Genomic DNA, 19963 nt, shown 5'->3' with positions numbered 1-19963 from the left:
ATGGGCACCCGGGCATCCGTATCCACGCATGGTGTGGATCTACCGGCGGAGGTGGGTCTCCTCAGAAGGTGAACACATACTCCAATGCGAATTCGCGGCCGACCGCACCCAGCAACCGGGTCGGGGCGAAGTCGTAATCCAGCTTGTACGGATCTTTGTGGTTCCAGCTGGCCGAGTTGAACACGTTGTTGACGTAGACGTTGACCTTGGCGTGTTCGGTCACCTGGTAGCCCACGTTGAAGTTCCAGGTGATGAACGGCCCGACCCGGCCGAAGTAGCGCGAGGTCTGCTGGCCCGCGTTGGGGTTCGGGTTCACCGAACCATCCGGCAGCCGTGCCGGCTCCAGGCAGTTCAGCGACGGGCTGTCACTGGGCACATAGCCGTCGGCGAACGGCAGGCAGCCACCGGGGTTGTCCAGGCGATCGGTGCCCCAGTGGTAGCGCACGCCCGGCACCGAACCGATACGGTCGGCATAGACGTTGGCGTTCCAGTTGCCGCGCTGCCAGGCCAGGCTCGCGCGCAGCTTGCTGCGCAGGTCGCGATCGCGACGTTCCGGATTCGGGTCGGCGGCGTAGCGCTGTTCCTTGGTCGAGATCTGGTTGGTGTAGTTCACGCCCAGCTGGAAGCTGCCCCACTGCGCGGTGTCCAGGCGATAGCGCGCGGTCAGGTCGATGCCGCGCACCTCGCGGCTGGCCAGGTTGAACGGGCCGCGCTCGATCGACACCAGGCGACCGTTGCTGTCACGGTTCACGCGGGCCAGGATGCCGGCGCAGTACTCGCCACCGGCCGGGTTGGCCCACGGCGTACCGTCCATGTTCTTGCCGGTCAGGCAGCCGGCCTCACTGGCCAGCACCTCGTCGGCGCCGACGTCGACGATCATGTCTTCCAGCTTGATCGCCCAGTAGTCGGCGCTGACCGACAGGTTCGGCAGCACATCCCAGACGAAACCGACGGTCCACGAATCGCCGGTTTCCGAGCGCAGCAGCGGCGTGCCGCGCCGGTTCACGTCGAAGGTGTACCAGACGTCGGTTTTGCCCACGCCGCAGTTGTTGACCAGGTAGGCACCGCTCTGGATGCAGCGCAGCCGGTCATAGGTCTGCACCTCGGAACTGCTCGGCTGGCCCAGCAGGTAGTGCATGTCCGGCGCATGGAAACTGGTGGCGTACGAGCCACGCACCAGCAGCGATTCGACCGGGCGCCATTCCAGGCCGACGTTCCAGGTGGTTTCCTTCTGGCTGCCGATATCCAGCGCTTCGCTGCTGTCGTCGGCCTTGTAGTTGCCATAGCGGTCATAACGCGCGGCCGCGGTGGCGGTCACGCTGTCCAGCAGCGGGATCTTGAACTCGACGCCCGCCGAATAGCGGGTGCGCTCGCCGCCACCGCGATCGACGTTCTGCAGGTCGAAGTCGATGCCAGCGCGCGGGTCCGGACTGAGGTGATAGCCCTGCTGCGCCACTTCAGCCACCGCCGCGAACGAGATCGGCCCGGCCCAGCCCTGGAACAGCTCGCCGGTGATATCCGCCGAGGCCTGGTTGACCCAGGACGTTGCGCGGTTCTTCGCGACGGTGCCCATCTGCCAGTACTGGTCCGGCGTGAGCGGGTTCCACCAGCGCGATTCGTCCAGTGCATAGATCGCCTCGCCATCGGCCGTGGTCCCCAGGCGCGGGCCAAGGAAGTAGTCGTACGACTTCTGCTTGTCGACCACGTTCTGCCGCTCCTCCACGCGGTAGTACGAACGCCCCACCGTGGCGCTCCAATCGAAGCGGTCGGCAAGGCGCCCACGCAGGCCGGCGCTCCAGTCCCAGGACAGTTCGCGGTTGGTGTTGCGCAGCGTGTCCAGGCCGCCGACTTCGTTCGGGGTGAACTGGCGCACGCCGAGGATCGGGCGGTTGCGGTTGGCGTCCCAGTAGTAGCCGTTGTCATCGTCGATCAGCGACACGCCGGGCGGATTGGTGCCCCAGATCGCTTCGGAGCGGTACACCGCAAGATTGGTCCAGGCCTGCAGGTCACTGCTGAAATCGAAGGTGGCATACAGATTGCCGGACACGTTCTCGGCGCCACCGGTGAGCAGCCAGTTGGCGTAGTCGGCGCTCATGCCACACAGGCGTCCGGTGTTGCTGATGGTGTTGGCGGCGTAGTTGTAGACCAGTCGATCAGCGGTGTAGTACTCGCCATTGAACTTCTCGCAGGTGCCGGCCGGCGGCGCCAGGCGCTGGCCGTTGGTCGGATCGATCAGCGCCAGGCCGGCGGCGGGACGGAAGCCGACCTTGCGCTGTTCCATGTTCCAGGACGGGTACGGCGCATCATCGGCATCGTCCATCTGCGGGCGGTCGCGGCCGAACAACGGATCGCGCTTGGTGTATTGCAGCGCGTAGGTCACGCTCCAGTTGTCGCCGGTCTTGCCGCCGGCCCAGGACAGGTCCCAGGTATCGCGCCCGCCCTCGGTGGAAGTACCACCACGCACGCGCACTTCGTCGCCGTCGTAGTTGGTTTTCAGGATGACGTTGACCACGCCGGCAATCGCATCCGAGCCATAGATGGCCGAGGCACCACCGGTCAGCACTTCGATGCGCTCCACTGCCGCAGCCGGAATGTTGCCGTAGTTGGAGAAGTTGGTTTCGCCGCCATACGGCAGTGGGTAGTCGGCCACGCGACGGCCGTTGACCAGCAGCAGCGAGCGGTTCGGGCCCATCCCGCGCAGGTTCAGGCCGCTGGCGTTGGGCGTGTGCGAGCCCCATTGCGAAGCGGCTTCAACGGTGCCGGTGGCCTCGGTGAGCGTCTTCAGCGCGTCGTACACGCTCACGAAGCCTTCCTTCTGGATCTGCGCGGCGGTGATCACGTTGACCGGTGCCGGGCCTTCGACGCCGGCGCGCTTGATGCGCGAGCCGGTGACAGTGACGGCGTCGAGATCCTTGGTGGACGAACTGGCAGCGTCCTGCGCACTGGCAGCGAGGGGCAACAGGGCCAGGAGCAGGGCCTGGGACAGCAGGTGACGACGCTTGCGGATGGACTGAGCCATGGGTGGTTGCTCTTCGAAAGTGTGGACGCACGGACGGGTGGTGGCGCGGCACTACGACGGATCCAGGTGCCTGGATCGGTTCAAGCCCGATGCGGCACCTCCCCTGTGGATCGATCCAAACTAAAGCACAGCTGAATCACGCCCGGCATGCGGCGACGCAGCAACATGCAGCGGCATGCCGTTATTGGCTGCCGGTATCCAGAACAATCAAAGGGTTGCGAAACATCGCTGAGAGAGCGGCGCACACGTCAATGACACGATCGCGACAATTACGCGCGGAACGGTTTTGTCCGCGTCATCGCGTGCGGGCGGCAGCGGGTCGCTGTAGAGCCGAGCCCGCGCTCGGCTGCTGTTGTTCGCCGCGAAGAGCCGCCGAGCGTGGGCTCGGTTCTACAGAAGAAGCGGGTTACCTTGCGCCGTCCAGCGCCTGCCGCAGTGCGGCCACGGTGGCGGTGCTGGTCTGGCTCCAGTCCGGGTCCAGCCCGCGCAAGGTCGGGTTCTGGAACTGCATCGCCGAGCGCCGCAGGCCCTTGGCCGAGGCGTGCAGTTCGGCACAGCCGCTCCGTCGTGCCACGGCAGCGATGTTGGCCGGGCCCAGCCCCGCGCCGGCCATCACACTGATGCGGCCCGCCGCTTGTGTGACCAGACCCGCCAGCACATCGGCACCGGCCTCGGCGCTGACCTGGCCGCCCGAGGTCAGCACGCGCTGGCAGCCCAGTTCGATCACCTGCTCCAGCGCTGCCGGCAGATCGCGGGCGGCGTCGAAGGCGCGATGGAAGGTCACCTGCAACGGCCCGGCGGCCTGCACCAGCTCACGGCACAGCGCCAGGTCGATGTCGCCCCGCACATCCAGCGCACCGATCACCACGCCATCGCAGCCCAGTGCGCTGCACTGCGCGATGTCACGCAGCATCAGTTCGGCTTCCAGCGCGTCGTAGTGGAAGTCGCCCGGGCGTGGCCGCACCAGCACGAACAGCGGAATCGACAGACGTTCGCGGGCAATCGCGATGCTGGCGAACGACGGCGTGGTGCCGCCCTCGGCCAGGTTGTCGAACAACTCGATGCGGTCGGCGCCGCCGGCCTGTGCGGCCAGCGCCGAGGCCAGCGAGTTGCTGGCAATCTCCAGGGTCAGCCGCGAGCTCACGCCTGCGTGCTCGTGTAGATCGACGGCGAGTCGCGCAGGTCGTCCTGGCGCTGCGCATCACACACGGCGTAGACGAAGCCGCGATGCAGCGCGTAGGCGCCCACTTCGCCGTGCTTGTTCATCGCCAGGAAACACACCTGCAGGGTCCTGCTCGCTTCCGGGCGCTTGCGCACCACGCGGTCGATGGCTTCGCGGCAGGCCTGCGCGGGCGAGCGCCCCTGGCGCATCAGCTCGACCACCAGGAACGAAGCGGCGTTGCGGATCATCTCCTCGCCCACGCCCGAGGCAGTGGCCGCACCGACTTCGTTGTCGACGTAGAGGCCGGCACCGATGATCGGGCTGTCGCCGACCCGGCCATGCAGCTTCCAGGCCATGCCGCTGGTGGTGCAGGCGCCGGCCATGTTGCCGCGAGCATCCAGCGCCAGCATGCCGATGGTGTCGTGGTTGTCGCTGTTGCCGGGAATGCCACGCCGCTCGGCATTGATCTGCGGCTGGTACTTCTCGGTCTTCAGCCACTCGCGCCAGGCCGCTTCGGCCTGCGGCGTCAGCAGGTGCTGGCGCTCGAAACCCTGCTGCACCGCGAACTGCTGCGCGCCCTCGCCCACCAGCAGCACGTGCGGGCTGTTCTCCATCACTTTGCGGGCAACCGACACCGGATGCAGAATGTCGACCAGCGCGGCCACGGCACCACAACGGCCATCACCATCCATGATGCTCGCGTCCAGGCTCAGCACGCCGTCGCGATCCGGGTTGCCGCAATGGCCCACGGTAGGGTTGCACAGCTCGCTTTCGGCCCAGCGTGCGCCCGCTTCCACCGCATCGAGCGCGCTGCCACCCTGCGCCAGCACCTTCCATGCGGCCTGGTTGGCCGGCACGCCGAAGTCCCAGGTGGAGACCACCCTGGCCCCACCCTGCGTGCGCGCCTGCACGCCCGGCAATGCCGCCATGCCTGCGGCCAGTGCACCGGCCTGCAGGAACTGCCTGCGATCCACCATCTTCCCCTCCCAGTCTGCAATGCACGGCCGGCCCGATGCCGGCCCTGCCGATCAGTCGTGCGCGGGCTGCCGTGCGGCGTGCCAGACCGCTGCGCCGAGCACGCCCAGCTGGCCATGCTCCACGCGCCATACCGGCACCTGGCGCAGCACCTCGGTCAGCACGCCCTTGTTGAGGAAGCGCCCACGGAAGCGGCCATCGGCCAGGAAATCCTGCACATGCGCGGAAATACCGCCTGCCAGGTACACCGAACGCGCACCCACGGCGATCGCTGCGTCGCCGGCCAGGCTGCCCAGCCAGGCGCAGAACACCTGCAGCGTTTCCACGGCCAGCGCATCCTCACCGCTGCGCGCGGCGCCGATCAGTGCCTCGGTGCTGCTCCACACCGGAGCGACATTGCGCAACTCGCACAGGCATGGATACAGGTTCATCAGGCCACTGCCGGACAGCACGCGCTCGTTGTCCACATGCGGCCAGCGCTGTAGCAGCTTGCCCAGCACCTGCAGTTCCAGCGCGTTGCCGGCGCCGAGCGCGGCATGGCCGATCTCGCTGGCCAGCACCGGGCGCTCGCCATCGGCGAAGCGCAACGCGGCGCCCAGGCCGGTACCGGCGCCCAGCACCAGTGCCGGGAACGCCTGCGCCGGATCAGCATCACCGTTGAGCGGCACCAGCGTGTCCGGCTGCAGGTAAGGGATGGCCAGCGCCACCGCCTCGAAATCGTTGATCAGCTGCAACTCGTGCAGCCCGGACTGCGCGCGGGTTGCCGACAACGACACCGTCCACGGCAGGTTGGAATTGATCAGCACATCGCCATCGAGCAGGCCGGCGATGGCGACCACCGCGGTCTGCACCGGCTGGCCAAGACCTTGGGTGAAATCAGCGAGGATCGCGGCCAGGCTGGGATGCTCGGCGCAGGCATAGGTGCGATGGCTGCCCAGCAGGGGCGCCTGGCCGGATCGGGTTTCAGCCAGCGCAAGGCGGGCGAAGGTGCCGCCGACATCGGCGACAACCAGACGGCGCGGAAGACCGCCGCGGGCGGAGTCGGAGGAAACCGGGGACGCTGCTGCGATGGTCACGCTGGCCTGCTTGGATCGATTGAATCGCCCCGATTCTCAGGCATCGGGGCGGCTTTGCCTAGCGCGCCGGTGGTTCAGGTTGGCCTACATGCCTTCCTGTTCGGCCACCTGCACCCCATCCACCAGCACGCGCAGGCGCTGCGGGCGGAAGCCGGCGAACAACAGCGGGCGGGTACGCTCGACCAGCACCTCATGGCCGGCGATCTGCCGCATCCACGACTGTACCAGCGAGAACGAGAAGTGGGTGCCCGGATGCAGCGGGTGCTGCACCCAGACCTTCTCGGTGGCGCTCTGCAGCAGCATCGCGCCGGTGAACCAGTGGCGGCTGAGGGTCACCGGCGTCGTGCCGGCCATGAAGCGGATATCCATGCGGGTTCCTTTCGCTGGCGCGGTGGTGCGTGGGGTCAGGGCTGCGCGGTCTGCAGGCTGTAGCTGGTGGTGGCAGTGAATACCGCACCGTCGGGCTGGGTGGAGCGCACCTCCACCTTGTGGCTGCCCACCGCCAGATCGGTCGGCAGCGCGCCACGCCACAGGTGCGGCGACGCCGTGGCCTCGGGCGAACGGTCGTAGCCGCGCAGGCTGCCAGCCAGGTCGTCGGCTACGTTTTCCACCATCAGGCGCGGGTCAGGCTGGCTGACCTGCTTCATCGGCTGCCAGGCGCCGCCATCGACGCGGTACTCGACCACGCTGGCATCCTCGCCCATGTAGACGTTGGCATAGACGCCCCATGCCGGGTAGGCCCCCTGGCGCAGCACCTTGGGGGCATGCAGGCCGATCTGCTCGCTGGCCGGCTGGCCCGCCACCCGGTACTGCAGTCGATAGCTGCCGTTGCCGGCCACGTCGAGCAGCGCATAGCCCTTCGGCGTGCCATCGCTCATGGTGCTGTCCGGCACGCCGGCGGCATTCTTCACCCCCGACCAGAACGCGCCGCAGTTGGCACCGACGTTGTACTCGTGCAGCGGCTTGTCGCCGTTCCAGCCATCGGCCTTGCCGTGGTAGACGTGCTGCTGGGTATGGCTATGGCCGCTGAGCACCAGCACATTGCGGAAGTCCTTCAGCAGGTCGAACAGGCGCTGGCGATCGGCGTGGCGGAAGGTCTCGCGCCCCGGTGCCGCATCGAACAGCGGGATGTGCATGCCCAGCACCAGCAGGCGATCCTTGTGCAGGCCCTTCAGGTAGCTGGCAAGGAAGGCGAACTGGTCTTCGCGCAGGCCACCGACATACTTCGGCTTGGCCTTGGGGTCGTACACCACGTCGTCCAGGAACACGAAACTGGCGCCGCCCTCTTCCACCGCGTAGGTGTCCGGGCCGTAGATGTTGCGCCAGCTGTCCAGCGAATGCGCATCGCTGGCGGCATCGAAGTCGAGATCGTGGTTGCCCGGTACATGGAACCACGGCACACCCAGCTCGGTAGTGACCTTGTTGATCGCCGGATACAGGGTCAGGTCATCGTTGACGATGTCACCCAGCGTGGTGCCCATGCGCGCCCTGGTCTGGCCGACCAGCGGCGCCACGATCGATTGCCGGTAGTAGCCGATGTCCTTCAGGCTGGCCGTCTGGGAGTCGGTGAACACCAGCATCTGGAAGCCACGGCGGCTGTCATGGCGATCCGACTGCAGGGCGAAATCCCAGTTGCGGGTGACATCGCTGGTGGCAGCAATGCCGCCGTACTTCAGCGCTGGCGAGCCGTTCGGGCGGTAGTGGCGCCAGAACGAGGGCAGGCCGTCGGCCGCCTTCGGGAACGAATATGCATCGGGCTTGATCACGAACACAGTCTGGCCATCGCGCACCGGCAGGCTGTAGCTGCCATCGGCGGCGGTCTTGACGATGGTCTCGCCGTTGGAGACCTGCACCCCGGCCAGGCCCGGATCGGTCGCGCCACGACCCGGCCTGCCGTCGCGTTCCAGATAGACCTTGCCGGTGACCACCGCATCCGCGGCCCAGGCCGGCGAGGTCAGCAACAGGCAGCACAGCCAGGCGGCAGACAGTTTCATGGAGCGGTCCGGGAAAGAAGAAGACCCCCTATTGTAGAGCCGAGCCATGCCCGCTGCATTTCAACGGTGGCTGCGGACCGTTGGTCCGCACACCTTCATCAACGATGGCGTTTCTCCAGCACCGCCCGCGCATCATCCAGCGACAGCCCGCGCGCACGCAGCAGCACCAGCAGGTGGTACAGCAGGTCCGAGGCCTCGCCCAGCAACGCCTCATCATCCTGCGCCACTGCCGCCAGCGCAGTTTCCACGCCCTCCTCGCCCACCTTCTGTGCGATGCGGCGGATGCCGCCTTCGAACAGGCTCGTCGTGTAGCTGCCCGGCGGACGCTGCGCCTCACGCATCGCCACCAGCTGGCCCAGCCCGCCCAGGAAGTCCTTCGGCGCCTGGTCGAAACAGCTCTCGGCACCGGTGTGGCAGGTCGGCCCGGCCGGGCGCGCCATCACCAGCAGCGTATCGGCATCGCAGTCGACGCTGATCGACTGCACCACCAGGACGTTGCCGGATTGCTCGCCCTTGGTCCACAACCGTTGCTTGCTGCGGCTGAAGAACGTCATGTGGCCGATCGCCAGCGTGGCCGCCAGCGATTCGGCACTGACATAACCCAGCATCAGCACCTGCAGGGTATCGGCATCCTGCACCACCGCCGGCAGCAGGCCTTCGCCCTTGCCCCAGTCCAGCGCCTGCAATGCGTCCAATGACGGCCTGACTTCAATAGACATCCCGCACCTCGATCTGCTGTCCGCGCAGGTAGCGCTTCAATTCCGGAATGGCGATCGCGCCGCTGTGGAACACGCTGGCAGCCAGCGCTCCATCGACGTCGGCCTGGTCGAAGGCTGCGGCGAAGTGCTCCATCGCACCGGCACCGCCGGAGGCGATCAGCGGCACCTGGCACAGTGCCCGCGCCTGCTGCAGCTGCACGATATCGTAGCCACGGCGCACGCCATCACTGTCCATGCAGTTCAACACGATCTCGCCCGCGCTACGCCGTTGCGCTTCGACGATCCAGTCCAGGGTACGCAGCGGCACCGCCTGGGTCTTGTCCGGATCGCCGCTGAAGCGGCGCACCCGCCACTGCCCGTCGGCCTCGCGCACCGAATCGACACCCACCACCACGCACTGCACGCCGAACTCGTCGGCCAGCTCGGTGATCAGCTCCGGGCGCCCCAGCGCCGGCGAGTTGATCGACACCTTGTCGGCCCCGGCAAACAGCACACGGCGCGCGGTTTCCACGCTGTCGATGCCACCGGCAACACAGAACGGGATATCGATCAGGCGCGCGATGCGCTCGATCCAGGCCACGTCCACCGAGCGCGCCTCGGGGCTGGCACCGATGTCGTAGAACACCAGTTCGTCCGCCCCCTGGTCGCGATAGCGCTGTGCCAGCTCGGCGATGTCGCCCATGTCGACGTGGTCGCGGAAGCGCACTCCCTTGACCACACGGCCATCGCGCACATCCAGGCAGGGAATGATGCGGCGGCTCAACATGCCAGCGCCTCCGCCAGATCCATGCGCTGCTCCAGCAGTGCCTTGCCGAGAATCGCACCACCACAGCCGGCGACACGGGCCTCGGCCACATCGGCCACGTCACGGATGCCACCGGAGGCCTGCACCGCCACATCCGGCAACAGGCCCGTCAGGTGCTGGTAGAGCCCGATGTTGGGCCCGGCCAGCATGCCATCGCGGGCGATGTCGGTGCACAGCAGGTGGCGCATGCCGGCGCGCGCGTAGCGCTGGGCCAGGTCATCCAGGGTCACCCCGGCGTTCTCGGTCCAGCCGTGCACCGGCAGTTGCCACTGTCCCTGCGCATCCTGGCGCGCGTCCAGGGCAATCGTGATGCGCTCGGCGCCGAATTCCTCCAGCCAGCCGACCACTTCATCGGGGCGGCGCACCGCCAGCGAACCGACCACTACGCGGCCGGCGCCGGCATCGAGGATGCGTGCCACATCGTCGCGGCCGCGCACGCCACCGCCGGTCTGCACCTGCAGCGGCGTGTGCGCCCGGATCGCCGCCAGCAGCGGCGCCAGTGTGTAGCCACCGGCACGTGCGGCATCCAGGTCGACCAGGTGCATCCACTGCGCGCCCTGCGCGGCGAAGGCCTGCGCGCGTGGCAATGGATCGTCGCCATAGGAGGTTTCCTGCGCGTAGTCGCCCTGGCGCAGCCGCACCACGCGGCCATCACGGATATCCAGTGCGGGATAGACAGTGAAACTCATGCAGCAGTGCCCTCCAGGAAATTGCGCAGCATCAGCGAGCCGGTCTCGCCGGAGCGCTCGGGATGGAACTGCGCGCCGTAGTAGCGCCCCTGCTCCACCACGGCAGTGAACAGGCCGCCGTGGTCGCAGGCGGCGACGGTGTGGGTATTGAGTGGCGCCGCATAGCTGTGCACGAAGTAGGCGCTGGCGCGTTCCGGCACGCCGCGCAGCAGCAGCGATTCGCGCAGCGGCAGCAGACGGTTCCAGCCCATGTGCGGCACCCGGATGCCGCAGGCCGGCACCAGCTTGCGCACCACGCCGGGAATCAGGCCCAGTGTCTCCACACCCGCTTCCTCGGAGCGCTCGAACAGCAGCTGCATGCCGAGGCAGATACCCATCAGCGGCACCTCCAGTCGCTGCAGCGGTTCCACCAGCCCCTGCGCGTGCAGGCGTTGCATGCCGGGACCCGCGGCGCCGACGCCGGGCAGGATCACCCGCTGCGCACCGGCCAGGCCGTCCGCATCGCGCACCAGCCGCACCGTCGCGCCCAGGCGCTCCAATGCGTAGCGCACCGAGCCCAGGTTGGCACCGCCAGCATCGATCAGCGCGACGTCGCTCACAGTGCCCCCTTGGTGCTCGGCAATGCCGTGCCCTGCCGCGCCAGCGCCGGGCGCAAGGCACGCGCCAGCGCCTTGAAGCAGGCCTCCACCTTGTGGTGGTCGTTGTCGCCACGCACCTGCAGGTTGAGGTTCAGGCCGCTGGCATCGCACAGCGAGCGGAAGAAATGCGGCACCAGCTCGGTCGGCATATCGCCCACGCGCTCGCGCTTGAACTCGCCCTCGAACACGAAGTACGGGCGGCCGCTGAAATCCAGTGCGGCACTGGCCAGCGTCTCGTCCATCGGCAGGGTGAAGCCGTAGCGGCCAATGCCGCGCTTGTCGCCCAGCGCCTCGCGCAGCGCCTGGCCCAGGGCCAGCCCGGTGTCCTCGATGGTGTGGTGCTCGTCGATGTGCAGGTCACCTTCGGCGCGGATGTCCAGCGCGAAGCCACCGTGCTTGCCGATCTGTTCCAGCATGTGGTCGAAGAACGGCAGGCCGGTGGAGATGTGCGCATCGCCCGCGCGGTCCAGGTCCAGTTCGACGCGGATCTTCGTTTCTTTCGTGTTGCGCTGGACCACGGCGGTGCGCGGCGCGTCGGCCAGCGCGTGGGCGATGCCCGGCCAGTCCCACTCGCCACCAAACTGTTCGGTACGCAGCTGGAAGCCGCGGATGTTGAGATTGTCGGCGAACTGCAGGTCGGTGATGCGGTCGCCGACCATGCCCGAACGCGCCCAGTCGATGCTGCGGTCCTGCAGGTAGGCGGTCATCAGGCCGATGCCCGGCTTGCGGGTGGGCGCATTGTCCTGCGGCCAGCTGCAGTCGATCAGCACGTCACGGAAGGTGATTCCCTGGCTCTCGAAGATCTGCAGCATCAGCTCGTTGGGGCCATCGAAGCTGGCACGCGGGTAGCTGTCGCTACCCAGCCCATCCTGGTTGGTGACGATCACGAACTGGTAACCGGCATCACGCAGCTTGAGCAGCGCCGGGATCACCTGCGGCACGAAGCGCAGCTTCTCGTAAGCATCAATCTGGAAATCGGACGGCTCCTCGATGAGGGTGCCGTCGCGGTCGATGAACAGGATCGGGGTCATGCTGCGGCCCTCCGCGCCGACAGGGCCGCAAGCACGCGGTCATTCTCTTCGGGGCTACCGACACTGATGCGCAGCGCATCCCCCAGCTGCGGCGCGGCGCGCTGGTCGCGTACCACCACGCCCGCAGCCAGCAGCGTATCGAACGCGGCCTGGGCATCGGCGAAGCGGACCAGCAGGTAGTTGCCGGAAGAACGGTACACGCGGCGAACGCCGGGCAGGCCTGGCAGCGCCGCCAGCAGGCGTTCGCGTTCGGCAATCACCGTGGCCACGCGCTCGGCGGTGCGTGCCAGCGCGGCCGGCTGCAGTGCCTGCACCGCCAGTTCCGCGCATGGCGTCGGCACCGGGTACGGCGCCTGGCAGCGACGCAGCACGGCAACCAGTTCCGGTGCGGCGATCAGTGTGCCGATGCGAGCGGCCGCGAGTGCGTGTGCCTTCGACAGCGTGCGCAGCACCGCCAGGTTGGCGTGCGCGGCCAGCAGCGTGGTCGCCGACGGGCGCTGCGCGTACTCCGCATACGCTTCGTCCACCACCACCAGCGCTTGCCCGCGCAGCGCAACCGCCACGCGCTCGATCTCGTCCAGGGCGATGTCACTGCCGCCCGGGTTCGACGGCGCGCACAGGAACACCAGCTTGGCATTGCGCGCCCTGGCGGTGTCGATCACCGCCTCCAGATCGGCACACAGGCCGTCCTCGCCATCCATCAGCGGCACTTCAATCAGCGCGGCGCCCTGCAGGCGCGCACAGACGGCGTACATGCCGAACACCGGCGGTGTGACCAGCACGCCATCGCGACCCGGCACGCACAGGGCGCGCACCAGCAGATCAATGGCTTCATCACTGCCGCGGCCGATCAGCAGCTGCGGCGGCGTCACGCCGTACAACGCCGCCAGGCCCTCGCGCAATGCCAACGGCTGCGGTTCGGGATAGCGCCGGCTGCTGCCGGCGGCATCGGCGGGGTTGGCCCAGGCCGACTCGTTGGCGTTCAACCAGACTTCGCCCTGCACCGCCGCACTGCGCGCCGAGCTGTAGCCGGCAAACGCCTGCAGATCCGGGCGCACCAGTGCCAGCACATCGTCGATATCCGCGCTCATGCCGCTACCTCCATGCGCACAGCGACCGCGCGCTCATGCGCATCCAGGCCTTCGGCGCTGGCGATGATACGCGCGCAGCCGCCGATCGCTGCCAGGCCCGCGGCGCTGGCGCTCTGCACGCTGATCAGGTTCTGGAAGCTGGCCACGCTGACACCACTGTAGGCACGCGCGGCGCCGGCGGTGGGCAGCACGTGGTTGGTACCGCTGCAGTAGTCACCCAGTGCTTCGGGGGTGTAGTCGCCAAGGAACACCGAGCCAGCCGCCTGCACCTGGTCCAGCCACGCGCGCGGATCACGCAGGGCCAGGATCAGGTGCTCCGGTGCGTAGCGGTTGCTGATCGCGAACGCGTCAGCCAGCGAATCGACCTGGATCAGGCGCGAGGCCGACAGCGCCTGGCGCGCGATCTGCTGGCGTGGCAGCAAGGCCACCTGGCGCTCGACTTCGGCCTCGACCGCGGCCAGCATCGCGGCATCGTCGGTCAGCAGCAGCACCTGCGAATCCGGGCCGTGCTCGGCCTGCGACAGCAGGTCGGCGGCGACGAACGCCGGATTGGCGCCGGCATCGGCAATCACCAGCACTTCGGAGGGCCCGGCCGGCATGTCGATGGCGGCGGCGCCATCCTGCGCGACCTGCTGCTTGGCTTCGGTGACGAAGCTGTTACCTGGACCGAACAGCTTGTCGCAGGCTGGAATGCTGACAGTGCCATAGGCCATCGCGGCGATCGCCTGCGCGCCGCCCAGCTTGAACACGCGCTGCACGCCGGTCAGCCGCGCAGCCACCAGCACCGCCGGATCCGCGCTGCCATCGGCGCGCGGCGGCGTGCACAGCACCACCTGCGGGCAGCCGGCCAGCTGTGCCGGAACCCCCAGCATCAGCGCGGTGGACGGCAGCGGTGCGCTGCCCGCCGGCACATACAGGCCCACCCGGCCGATCGGGCGCAGCATGCGTTCGCAGACCACGCCCGGCGCGGTTTCCACGGCGTACCCGGTACCCATGCCGGCGGCGTGGAAGCGGGCGATGCGTTCGGCGGCTTCCACCATCGCCTGGCGCAGCTCGGCTGGCACCGCCGCTTCGGCGGCAGCGAATTCCGCCCCGGATACTTCAAAGGACGACAGCGTCACCCCATCGAAGCGCGTGGTGATCGCACGCAGCGCATCGTCGCCCTGCGCACGCACCTGTGCAATCAGCGTAGCCACCGCGTCGCGGGTCTGCTGCGCCACGGTCTGCACCGGGCGGGTCAACGCCACGCTGCGCGCGGCCTCATCAAGTCGGGACCAGATCAGACGGTTCATGCCAGCGACCGCTCCACGCTCAGTACCATCAGGCCCTGCGCGCCGGCGCGCTCGAGTTCTTCCATGCGCTGCCAGCTCAGCGGGCCGGGGCACATGGTCTGCAGGCGCAGCGCGCCGCCATCGGCCGGCAGCCGCACCAGCGGCTCGGCATCGGCCAGCAGTTGCGACAGCGCATCGAGGCGATCCTCGCTTGCACGGAACATCAGCAGCTTGCGGTCCTGGCGCTGCACCACGCCGTCGAGGCGGCGCAGCAGCATCGCGCGCAGCGATGCACGCGCATCATCCGGCACGCGCACCGCGCCGGCCAGCACCGCCTCGCTGTCGAGCAGGTTGTGCACCGGGGTCAGCTGATTGGCCCGCAGCGTGGCGCCGCTGGAGACCAGATCGCAGATCAGGTCGGCGGTACCCAGGCGTGGAGCGATCTCCACTGATCCGGACAGCTCGACCACCTGTGCCTCCACGCCCTGTTCGGCCAGCCACTGCTTGAGGATGGCCGGATAGCTGGTGGCGATGCGGGTGCCGGCCAGCTGCGCCGGGCCCTGCCACTGCCATTCCTCGGGCACCGCCAGCATCAGCCGGCACTGGCCGAAGCCCAGCCCGCGCAGTGCCTGGTAGGCGTCGGGCAGGCCGATCTGGCGGCGTGCCGCAGCCTGCTCGTCCAGTTCATTGCGGCCGACGATGCCGAGGTCGCAGACGCCGTCGGCGATCAGGCCGGGGATGTCATCGTCGCGCACCAACAACAGGTCCACCGGCAGCGATTCGCCGTAGCAGAACAACTTGTCGCGGCTTTCGCGCCAGCTCAGGCCACAGGCGCTGAGCAGGTTGCGGGCGGGCTCGGCCAGCCGGCCACTCTTCTGGATGGCGATACGCAGCCGGTCTCGTGCCGGCGCTGCCTGGGTTGCACTCATGGGGAAGGTCTCGAAGTTCGGAACAGGGCGCGGATCAGCGCGAAGCAAGGCGGTCGATGGCGGCGGCATAGCCTCGATGGCCATGCTCGAGCGTGCGTGCCACCCGTCCGGTGGTGGTCACGCTGACCCCGGTGCGCTCGTGGATCTCGCGATACGGCACGCCCTGCTGCAGCAGCGGCACCACCTTCCAGCGGTCGGCCATGGCCTCCAGCTCGGCGGGGGTGCACAGGTCGCGCAGGAAGGCCTCCACCTGCTCCGGCTCGCGCAGGGCGGCAAAGGCCCGGGCAAGGGCTTCCAGGTCGGCCTTTGGGTCTTTGGCGGCAATCTCGGGGCGGGCTTTCACAGGGTCGTTTCCATGCATCAATGTAATAGCGCGTTAATACATTAGCGCATTCTTGCGCAGTGCGTCAAACCCAGGAAGGCATGGGGTCAGATCCGTTTTCCTGCGGAAAACGGATCTGACCCCTGAAGCTGGCAGCTGGAAACGAAAAACGCCCACCAGAGGTGGGCGTTCTGCTTTCAAATCAACAACCTGGCCCGACTCAGGGCAGGCAGCGCACCTCGGCCTGCAGCGCCCCGCGGCGCAGGCATTCACCGAACAGGCTGCCCTGTCGGCTCGGCAGGGGCTGGATATTCTCCAACGCACCTGCGCCCGCCGGGCACTTCCGCGCGGCCAGCGCCTGCAGGTCGCCCTCCAGCTGCGCGCGATCGATCACATGGCAGCGATCGACCTGCAGCCGGTACTGCGCCGGACCCATCCGTGCACTGTGCAGTGCCGGGTCGCTCTGGCAGCCCGCCAGCAGGAGCACGCACAGCGCCCCTGCGGCGGCCCGCATCACGCCATCGCCTTCGACTGCTCCAGCTCCACCTGCAGGGTGCTGGCCAGCTCGTCGCGGGAGACTTCGAACTGCTGCTCGCGCAGCAGGTCCTTCACCGCCACCACGCCGCGCGCCAGCTCGTCCTCACCGGCCAGCACCACGAAGCGGATGCCGGCCTTGGCCGCATACTGGAACTGCTTGCCGATCTTCTTCGGCTCCATCTGCACTTCGGTGTTGATGCCACCGGCGCGCAGGCGGCGCGCGATGTCCAGCGACTGCGGCATGCCCTGCTCGTCCATCAGCGCCACCAGCGCCTGCACGCTGCTGCCCTCGATGCCATCGATCAGGCCAGCTTCGCGCAGCTGCCAGAACAGGCGCGACAGGCCGATGGAAATGCCCACGCCCGGCAGCCTGGACTTGCTGTAGTGGCTGGCCAGGTCTTCGTAGCGGCCGCCCGAGCAGATCGAGCCGATCTGCGGGTGGTCGGTCAGCGTGGTCTCGTAGACGGTGCCGGTGTAGTAGTCCAGGCCGCGCGCAATGGAGAAGTTCAGGCAGTACGCGGTTTCCGGCACGCCCAGCGCCTGCACCAGCTGCAGCACTTCGCGCAGCTCGGCCACGCCGGTCCGCAGGATCTCCGAAGAGCCGGCGTCTGCCTCAAGCGTGGCCAGCTGCGCCAGCGCATCGGCATGGCCCTGCGAACGCACGGCCACGAACGCCAGGATCTTCTCGACCTGTTCGGCCGGGATGCTGAAGCCCTCGCCCACCAGCGTCTCGCGCACGTAATCGGCGCCGCGCTTGTCCAGCTTGTCCACTTCGCGCAGCACCGCCAGCTGGCGCTCGCCTTCGGCCACGCCCAGGCTCTCGAAGAAGCCGCGCATCAGCTTGCGGTTGTTCAGCTGGATGCTGAAATCACCGATCCGCAGTTCCGAGAACACGGCGTGGATGACCGCCAGCACTTCGGCGTCATAACGCACGCTCAGGCTGTCCTTGCCGATCACGTCGATGTCGCACTGGTAGAACTCGCGGAAACGACCGCGCTGGGCACGCTCGCCGCGATAGACACGCTGCATCTGGTAGCGGCGGAACGGGAAGGTCAGCTCGTGTTCGTGCTCGGCCACGTAGCGTGCCAGCGGCACGGTCAGGTCGAAGCGCAGCGCCATTTCGGGCAGCGAACGGTCGCCCGACTCGGCCGCATTGGCCAGCGCACCGGTGGACTGCACGAAGTACACCTGGCGCTCGGTCTCGCCACCGGATTTGGTCAGCAGCACGTCGGACAGCTCGAACACCGGCGTCTCCACCGGCAGGAACCCGAAGCGCTCGTAGTTGCGGCGGATGACGTCCAGCATGCGCTGGAACGCAATCTGCTCGCGCGGCAGCAGCTCAAGGGTGCCGGGCGGGGTACGGGGCTTGATCACGGGCGGAACTCCTGCTGGAACGGGACGTGGGAGGGGGCGACATTCTAGCGCCCCCGCCTCGGGCAGGGTTGAACGGCCGCTTGAAGTATCATAAGGCCCTCCCCCGCCCGCGATACGCCCACGCAACATGTCCCGGCCTTCCGGCGCTCCGCCCGCCACCAACGATCCCGCCTCGCCGTCCTGCGCCACGCTGGACTGCCTGCACTGCTCGGTTCGCCACCTTGCGGTGTGCTCGGCGCTGTCGCCCGATGAAGTGCAGGCGCTGGAGCAGGTCACCGTTTCGCAGCAGGTGACGATGGGCAGTACCCTGGCCCGCACCGGCGAAGAACGCCAGCATGTCTATACATTGACCGGCGGCGCGCTGCGCCTGGTGCGCACCCTGGCCGACGGTCGCCGCCAGATCAATGGCTTCGTGCTGCCCGGCGACTACCTGGGCCTGAGCGGCAGCGACCATCACCGTTACGACATCGAGGCCATCGCTGACAGCCGCGTATGCCGCGTCGCATTGCCACAGATGAAAGCCCTGCGCAGCCGTTTCCCGCACCTGGAGCGCAAGCTGCTGCAGCGTGCCTGCCAGGAACTGGATGCCGCACAGGATGCAGCACTGGCACTGGCACGCCTGCAGCCAGCCGAAAAGCTGGCCGATTTCCTGCTGCGCCTGGCCGCACGCGAGGCCAAGCTGGGCGGCGACGGCCTGCGCGTGTCGCTGCCGATGGGCCGCGGCGATATCGCCGACCATCTGGGCCTGACCATGGAAACGGTCAGCCGTACCTTCACGAAGCTGCGCCAGCAGGGGCTGATCGCCCTGCCCCACCTGAACGTGGTGGAGATCCTCGACGAGGATGGGCTGCGCATGCTGGCCGGTGAAGGGTTGATCTGAGCAACGCCGCCGGGCATAGCCCGGCGTTACTCCACGCCATGCGCAAACGACTTCTGTAGAGTCGAGCCATGCTCGACTCATCGTGCCGATCTCGAACAGCAGCCGAGCATGGCTCGGCTCTACATGAGAACCGCCGGGCATCGCCCGGCAGCTCCGGGTCAGCGCATCAACACCTCACGCAACGCCGCATAGTCGGCGGCCAGTGGTTCGGCGTGCGCCGGCCGCTGCAGCAGCGCATCCAGCGCCGGCGGCACCGCTACCGGGCCGCCGATCAACGGCTCGACCACGGCCTCGAACTTGGCCGGATGCGCAGTGGCCACCACCGCCCAGTCACCCTTGGCACCACGCGCGCGCAGGTCCTGCAGCACCTTCACCGCGGTCGCCGTGTGCGGGCAGAACAGCTCGCCACGGCTGGCATGCGCTGACGCAATCGTCGCGCGGATGGTCACGTCATCCACCGCGAACGCGCGGAATGCAGCGCGCAGCTCGGCATCATCTCCGTGGTAAAGCCAGCGCAGGCGCTCGAAGTTGCTGGGCGCACCCACGTCCATTGCATTGGCCACCGTGGCCACGCTGGCCTGCGGCTGGTAGCCGCCGCCGCTGAAGTACACCGGCAGCACGGCATTGGCATTGGTGGCCAGCACGATCTGCCCGATCGGCACGCCCAGCGCGCGCGCCAGCACCGCGGCCATTGCGTTGCCAAGGTTACCGGTCGGTACCACCAGGTTGAGCCTGCGACGATGTGTTGCATGGTGGGTCAACGCCGCGTGTGCGTAGTAGCTCATCTGCGGCAGCAGGCGGCCAAGGCTGATGCTGTTGGCCGAACTCAACGGCACCTGGGCCTGCAGCTCGCGGTCGGCCAGCGCCTGCTTGACCATGGCCTGGCAATCGTCAAACGCACCAGCGACACGCAGCGCCTGGATGTTGTCGCCGAAGCAACCGAGCTGGTGCGCCTGGCGCGGCGAGACGCGTCCATCCGGGTACAGCACCACCACGCGTACACCCGGCTGGCGGTGGAACGCGGCCGCCACGGCAGCGCCGGTATCGCCGGAGGTGGCGACGACAATGGTCAGGTCGCGGTCCTTGCCGGCCTGCAGGCGCGACAGGGTTCCGGCCAGGAAGCGCGCACCGATATCCTTGAACGCCGCCGTCGGCCCATGGAACAGCTCCAGCACATGGTCGCCGTCGCCGAGTGCACGCAGTGGCACCGGGAAATCGAACGCCTCGTGGCAGATCGCAGGCAGCGCGGCCTCCAGCGCATCACCGGCGAAGAACGGCGCCAGCAGATCCGCGGCGGTGTCGGCCAGTGTTGCGCCAGCCTGCAGCTCACGGGCCGCGGGAAGCACTTCGGGTACATACAGCCCGCCGTCCGGCGCCAATCCTGCAGCGATGGCCGCGCTGAGGCCAACGGCCGGGGACTGGCCGCGGGTCGAAACAAATTGCATGGGTTC

Annotated in this window: 19 protein-coding genes; 1 reads left to right on the top strand and 18 read right to left on the bottom strand. The window is 68.1% G+C overall.

Going from position 1 to position 19963, the window contains the following annotated elements; genetic code table 11:
- Nucleotides 1-61: 61 nt before the first annotated feature.
- From B9Y64_RS16715 to hisS, 17 genes are all read right to left on the bottom strand, one after another.
- Nucleotides 62-3019, bottom strand: a complete 2958-nt coding sequence (locus tag B9Y64_RS16715; RefSeq protein WP_100441669.1) for a TonB-dependent receptor plug domain-containing protein — start codon at nt 3017-3019, stop codon at nt 62-64.
- A 406-nt stretch (nt 3020-3425) separates the two neighbouring features.
- Entirely contained in the window at nt 3426-4163 is a 738-nt protein-coding gene (locus B9Y64_RS16710; protein WP_100441668.1) for a copper homeostasis protein CutC, read from the bottom strand.
- Entirely contained in the window at nt 4160-5158 is a 999-nt protein-coding gene (locus B9Y64_RS16705) for a N(4)-(beta-N-acetylglucosaminyl)-L-asparaginase (RefSeq protein ID WP_100441667.1), read from the bottom strand. Before B9Y64_RS16705 ends, B9Y64_RS16710 begins: the two co-directional genes overlap by 4 nt.
- A gap of 51 nt (nt 5159-5209) precedes the next feature.
- Nucleotides 5210-6232, bottom strand: a complete 1023-nt coding sequence (locus B9Y64_RS16700) for a glucokinase (RefSeq protein WP_100441666.1) — start codon at nt 6230-6232, stop codon at nt 5210-5212.
- Nucleotides 6233-6316: 84 nt separating this feature from the next.
- On the bottom strand, nt 6317-6601 hold the full coding sequence (locus B9Y64_RS16695) for a hypothetical protein (RefSeq protein WP_100441665.1): 285 nt from the start codon (nt 6599-6601) through the stop codon (nt 6317-6319).
- Between the two features lie 35 nt (nt 6602-6636).
- Nucleotides 6637-8226 carry a calcineurin-like phosphoesterase C-terminal domain-containing protein gene (locus tag B9Y64_RS16690; protein ID WP_100441664.1) on the bottom strand — a complete coding sequence of 530 codons (1590 nt, stop codon included), beginning with the start codon at nt 8224-8226 and terminating at the stop codon, nt 6637-6639.
- A 98-nt stretch (nt 8227-8324) separates the two neighbouring features.
- Nucleotides 8325-8945, bottom strand: coding sequence for a bifunctional phosphoribosyl-AMP cyclohydrolase/phosphoribosyl-ATP diphosphatase HisIE (gene hisIE / locus B9Y64_RS16685; protein WP_100441663.1), 621 nt, complete (start codon nt 8943-8945; stop codon nt 8325-8327).
- Nucleotides 8935-9711, bottom strand: a complete 777-nt coding sequence (hisF, locus tag B9Y64_RS16680) for an imidazole glycerol phosphate synthase subunit HisF (RefSeq protein ID WP_100441662.1) — start codon at nt 9709-9711, stop codon at nt 8935-8937. The genes hisIE and hisF overlap by 11 nt, the downstream gene beginning before the upstream one ends.
- The gene (gene hisA / locus B9Y64_RS16675; protein WP_100441661.1) at nt 9705-10439 is read right to left on the bottom strand and encodes a 1-(5-phosphoribosyl)-5-[(5-phosphoribosylamino)methylideneamino]imidazole-4-carboxamide isomerase; all 735 of its coding nucleotides are present in this window, start codon (nt 10437-10439) and stop codon (nt 9705-9707) included. The genes hisF and hisA overlap by 7 nt, the downstream gene beginning before the upstream one ends.
- Nucleotides 10436-11038 carry an imidazole glycerol phosphate synthase subunit HisH gene (hisH, locus tag B9Y64_RS16670; protein WP_049471324.1) on the bottom strand — a complete coding sequence of 201 codons (603 nt, stop codon included), beginning with the start codon at nt 11036-11038 and terminating at the stop codon, nt 10436-10438. The genes hisA and hisH overlap by 4 nt, the downstream gene beginning before the upstream one ends.
- Nucleotides 11035-12108, bottom strand: a complete 1074-nt coding sequence (hisB, locus tag B9Y64_RS16665; RefSeq protein WP_100441660.1) for a bifunctional histidinol-phosphatase/imidazoleglycerol-phosphate dehydratase HisB — start codon at nt 12106-12108, stop codon at nt 11035-11037. The genes hisH and hisB overlap by 4 nt, the downstream gene beginning before the upstream one ends.
- Entirely contained in the window at nt 12105-13199 is a 1095-nt protein-coding gene (gene hisC, locus B9Y64_RS16660; RefSeq protein WP_100441659.1) for a histidinol-phosphate transaminase, read from the bottom strand. Before hisC ends, hisB begins: the two co-directional genes overlap by 4 nt.
- Complete coding sequence (gene hisD / locus B9Y64_RS16655; RefSeq protein ID WP_100441658.1) at nt 13196-14491, bottom strand: histidinol dehydrogenase; 1296 nt, start codon at nt 14489-14491, stop codon at nt 13196-13198. Before hisD ends, hisC begins: the two co-directional genes overlap by 4 nt.
- On the bottom strand, nt 14488-15399 hold the full coding sequence (hisG, locus tag B9Y64_RS16650) for an ATP phosphoribosyltransferase (protein WP_100441657.1): 912 nt from the start codon (nt 15397-15399) through the stop codon (nt 14488-14490). The genes hisD and hisG overlap by 4 nt, the downstream gene beginning before the upstream one ends.
- 34 nt (nt 15400-15433) lie before the next feature.
- Nucleotides 15434-15742, bottom strand: coding sequence for a YerC/YecD family TrpR-related protein (locus tag B9Y64_RS16645; protein WP_005416326.1), 309 nt, complete (start codon nt 15740-15742; stop codon nt 15434-15436).
- A gap of 199 nt (nt 15743-15941) precedes the next feature.
- A complete protein-coding gene (locus B9Y64_RS16640; protein ID WP_100441656.1) occupies nt 15942-16235 on the bottom strand; it encodes a hypothetical protein in 294 nt (97 codons plus the stop codon).
- The gene (gene hisS, locus B9Y64_RS16635; RefSeq protein WP_100441655.1) at nt 16235-17632 is read right to left on the bottom strand and encodes a histidine--tRNA ligase; all 1398 of its coding nucleotides are present in this window, start codon (nt 17630-17632) and stop codon (nt 16235-16237) included. The genes B9Y64_RS16640 and hisS overlap by 1 nt, the downstream gene beginning before the upstream one ends.
- Nucleotides 17633-17759: 127 nt before the next feature.
- Between hisS and B9Y64_RS16630 the strand changes: the two genes are divergently transcribed.
- Entirely contained in the window at nt 17760-18512 is a 753-nt protein-coding gene (locus B9Y64_RS16630) for a Crp/Fnr family transcriptional regulator (RefSeq protein ID WP_100441654.1), read from the top strand.
- Between the two features lie 158 nt (nt 18513-18670).
- Here B9Y64_RS16630 and thrC read toward each other — a convergent pair whose 3' ends face one another.
- Nucleotides 18671-19957: a threonine synthase gene (gene thrC / locus B9Y64_RS16625; protein ID WP_100441653.1), complete on the bottom strand. Its 1287-nt coding sequence runs from the start codon at nt 19955-19957 to the stop codon at nt 18671-18673.
- Nucleotides 19958-19963 lie beyond the last annotated feature (6 nt).

Source organism: Stenotrophomonas maltophilia (assembly GCF_002799245.1).
Lineage (GTDB): Bacteria > Pseudomonadota > Gammaproteobacteria > Xanthomonadales > Xanthomonadaceae > Stenotrophomonas > Stenotrophomonas maltophilia_S.
Note: the sequence above shows the minus strand (reverse complement) of the source record. Positions and strands in the feature narration are given on the sequence as shown.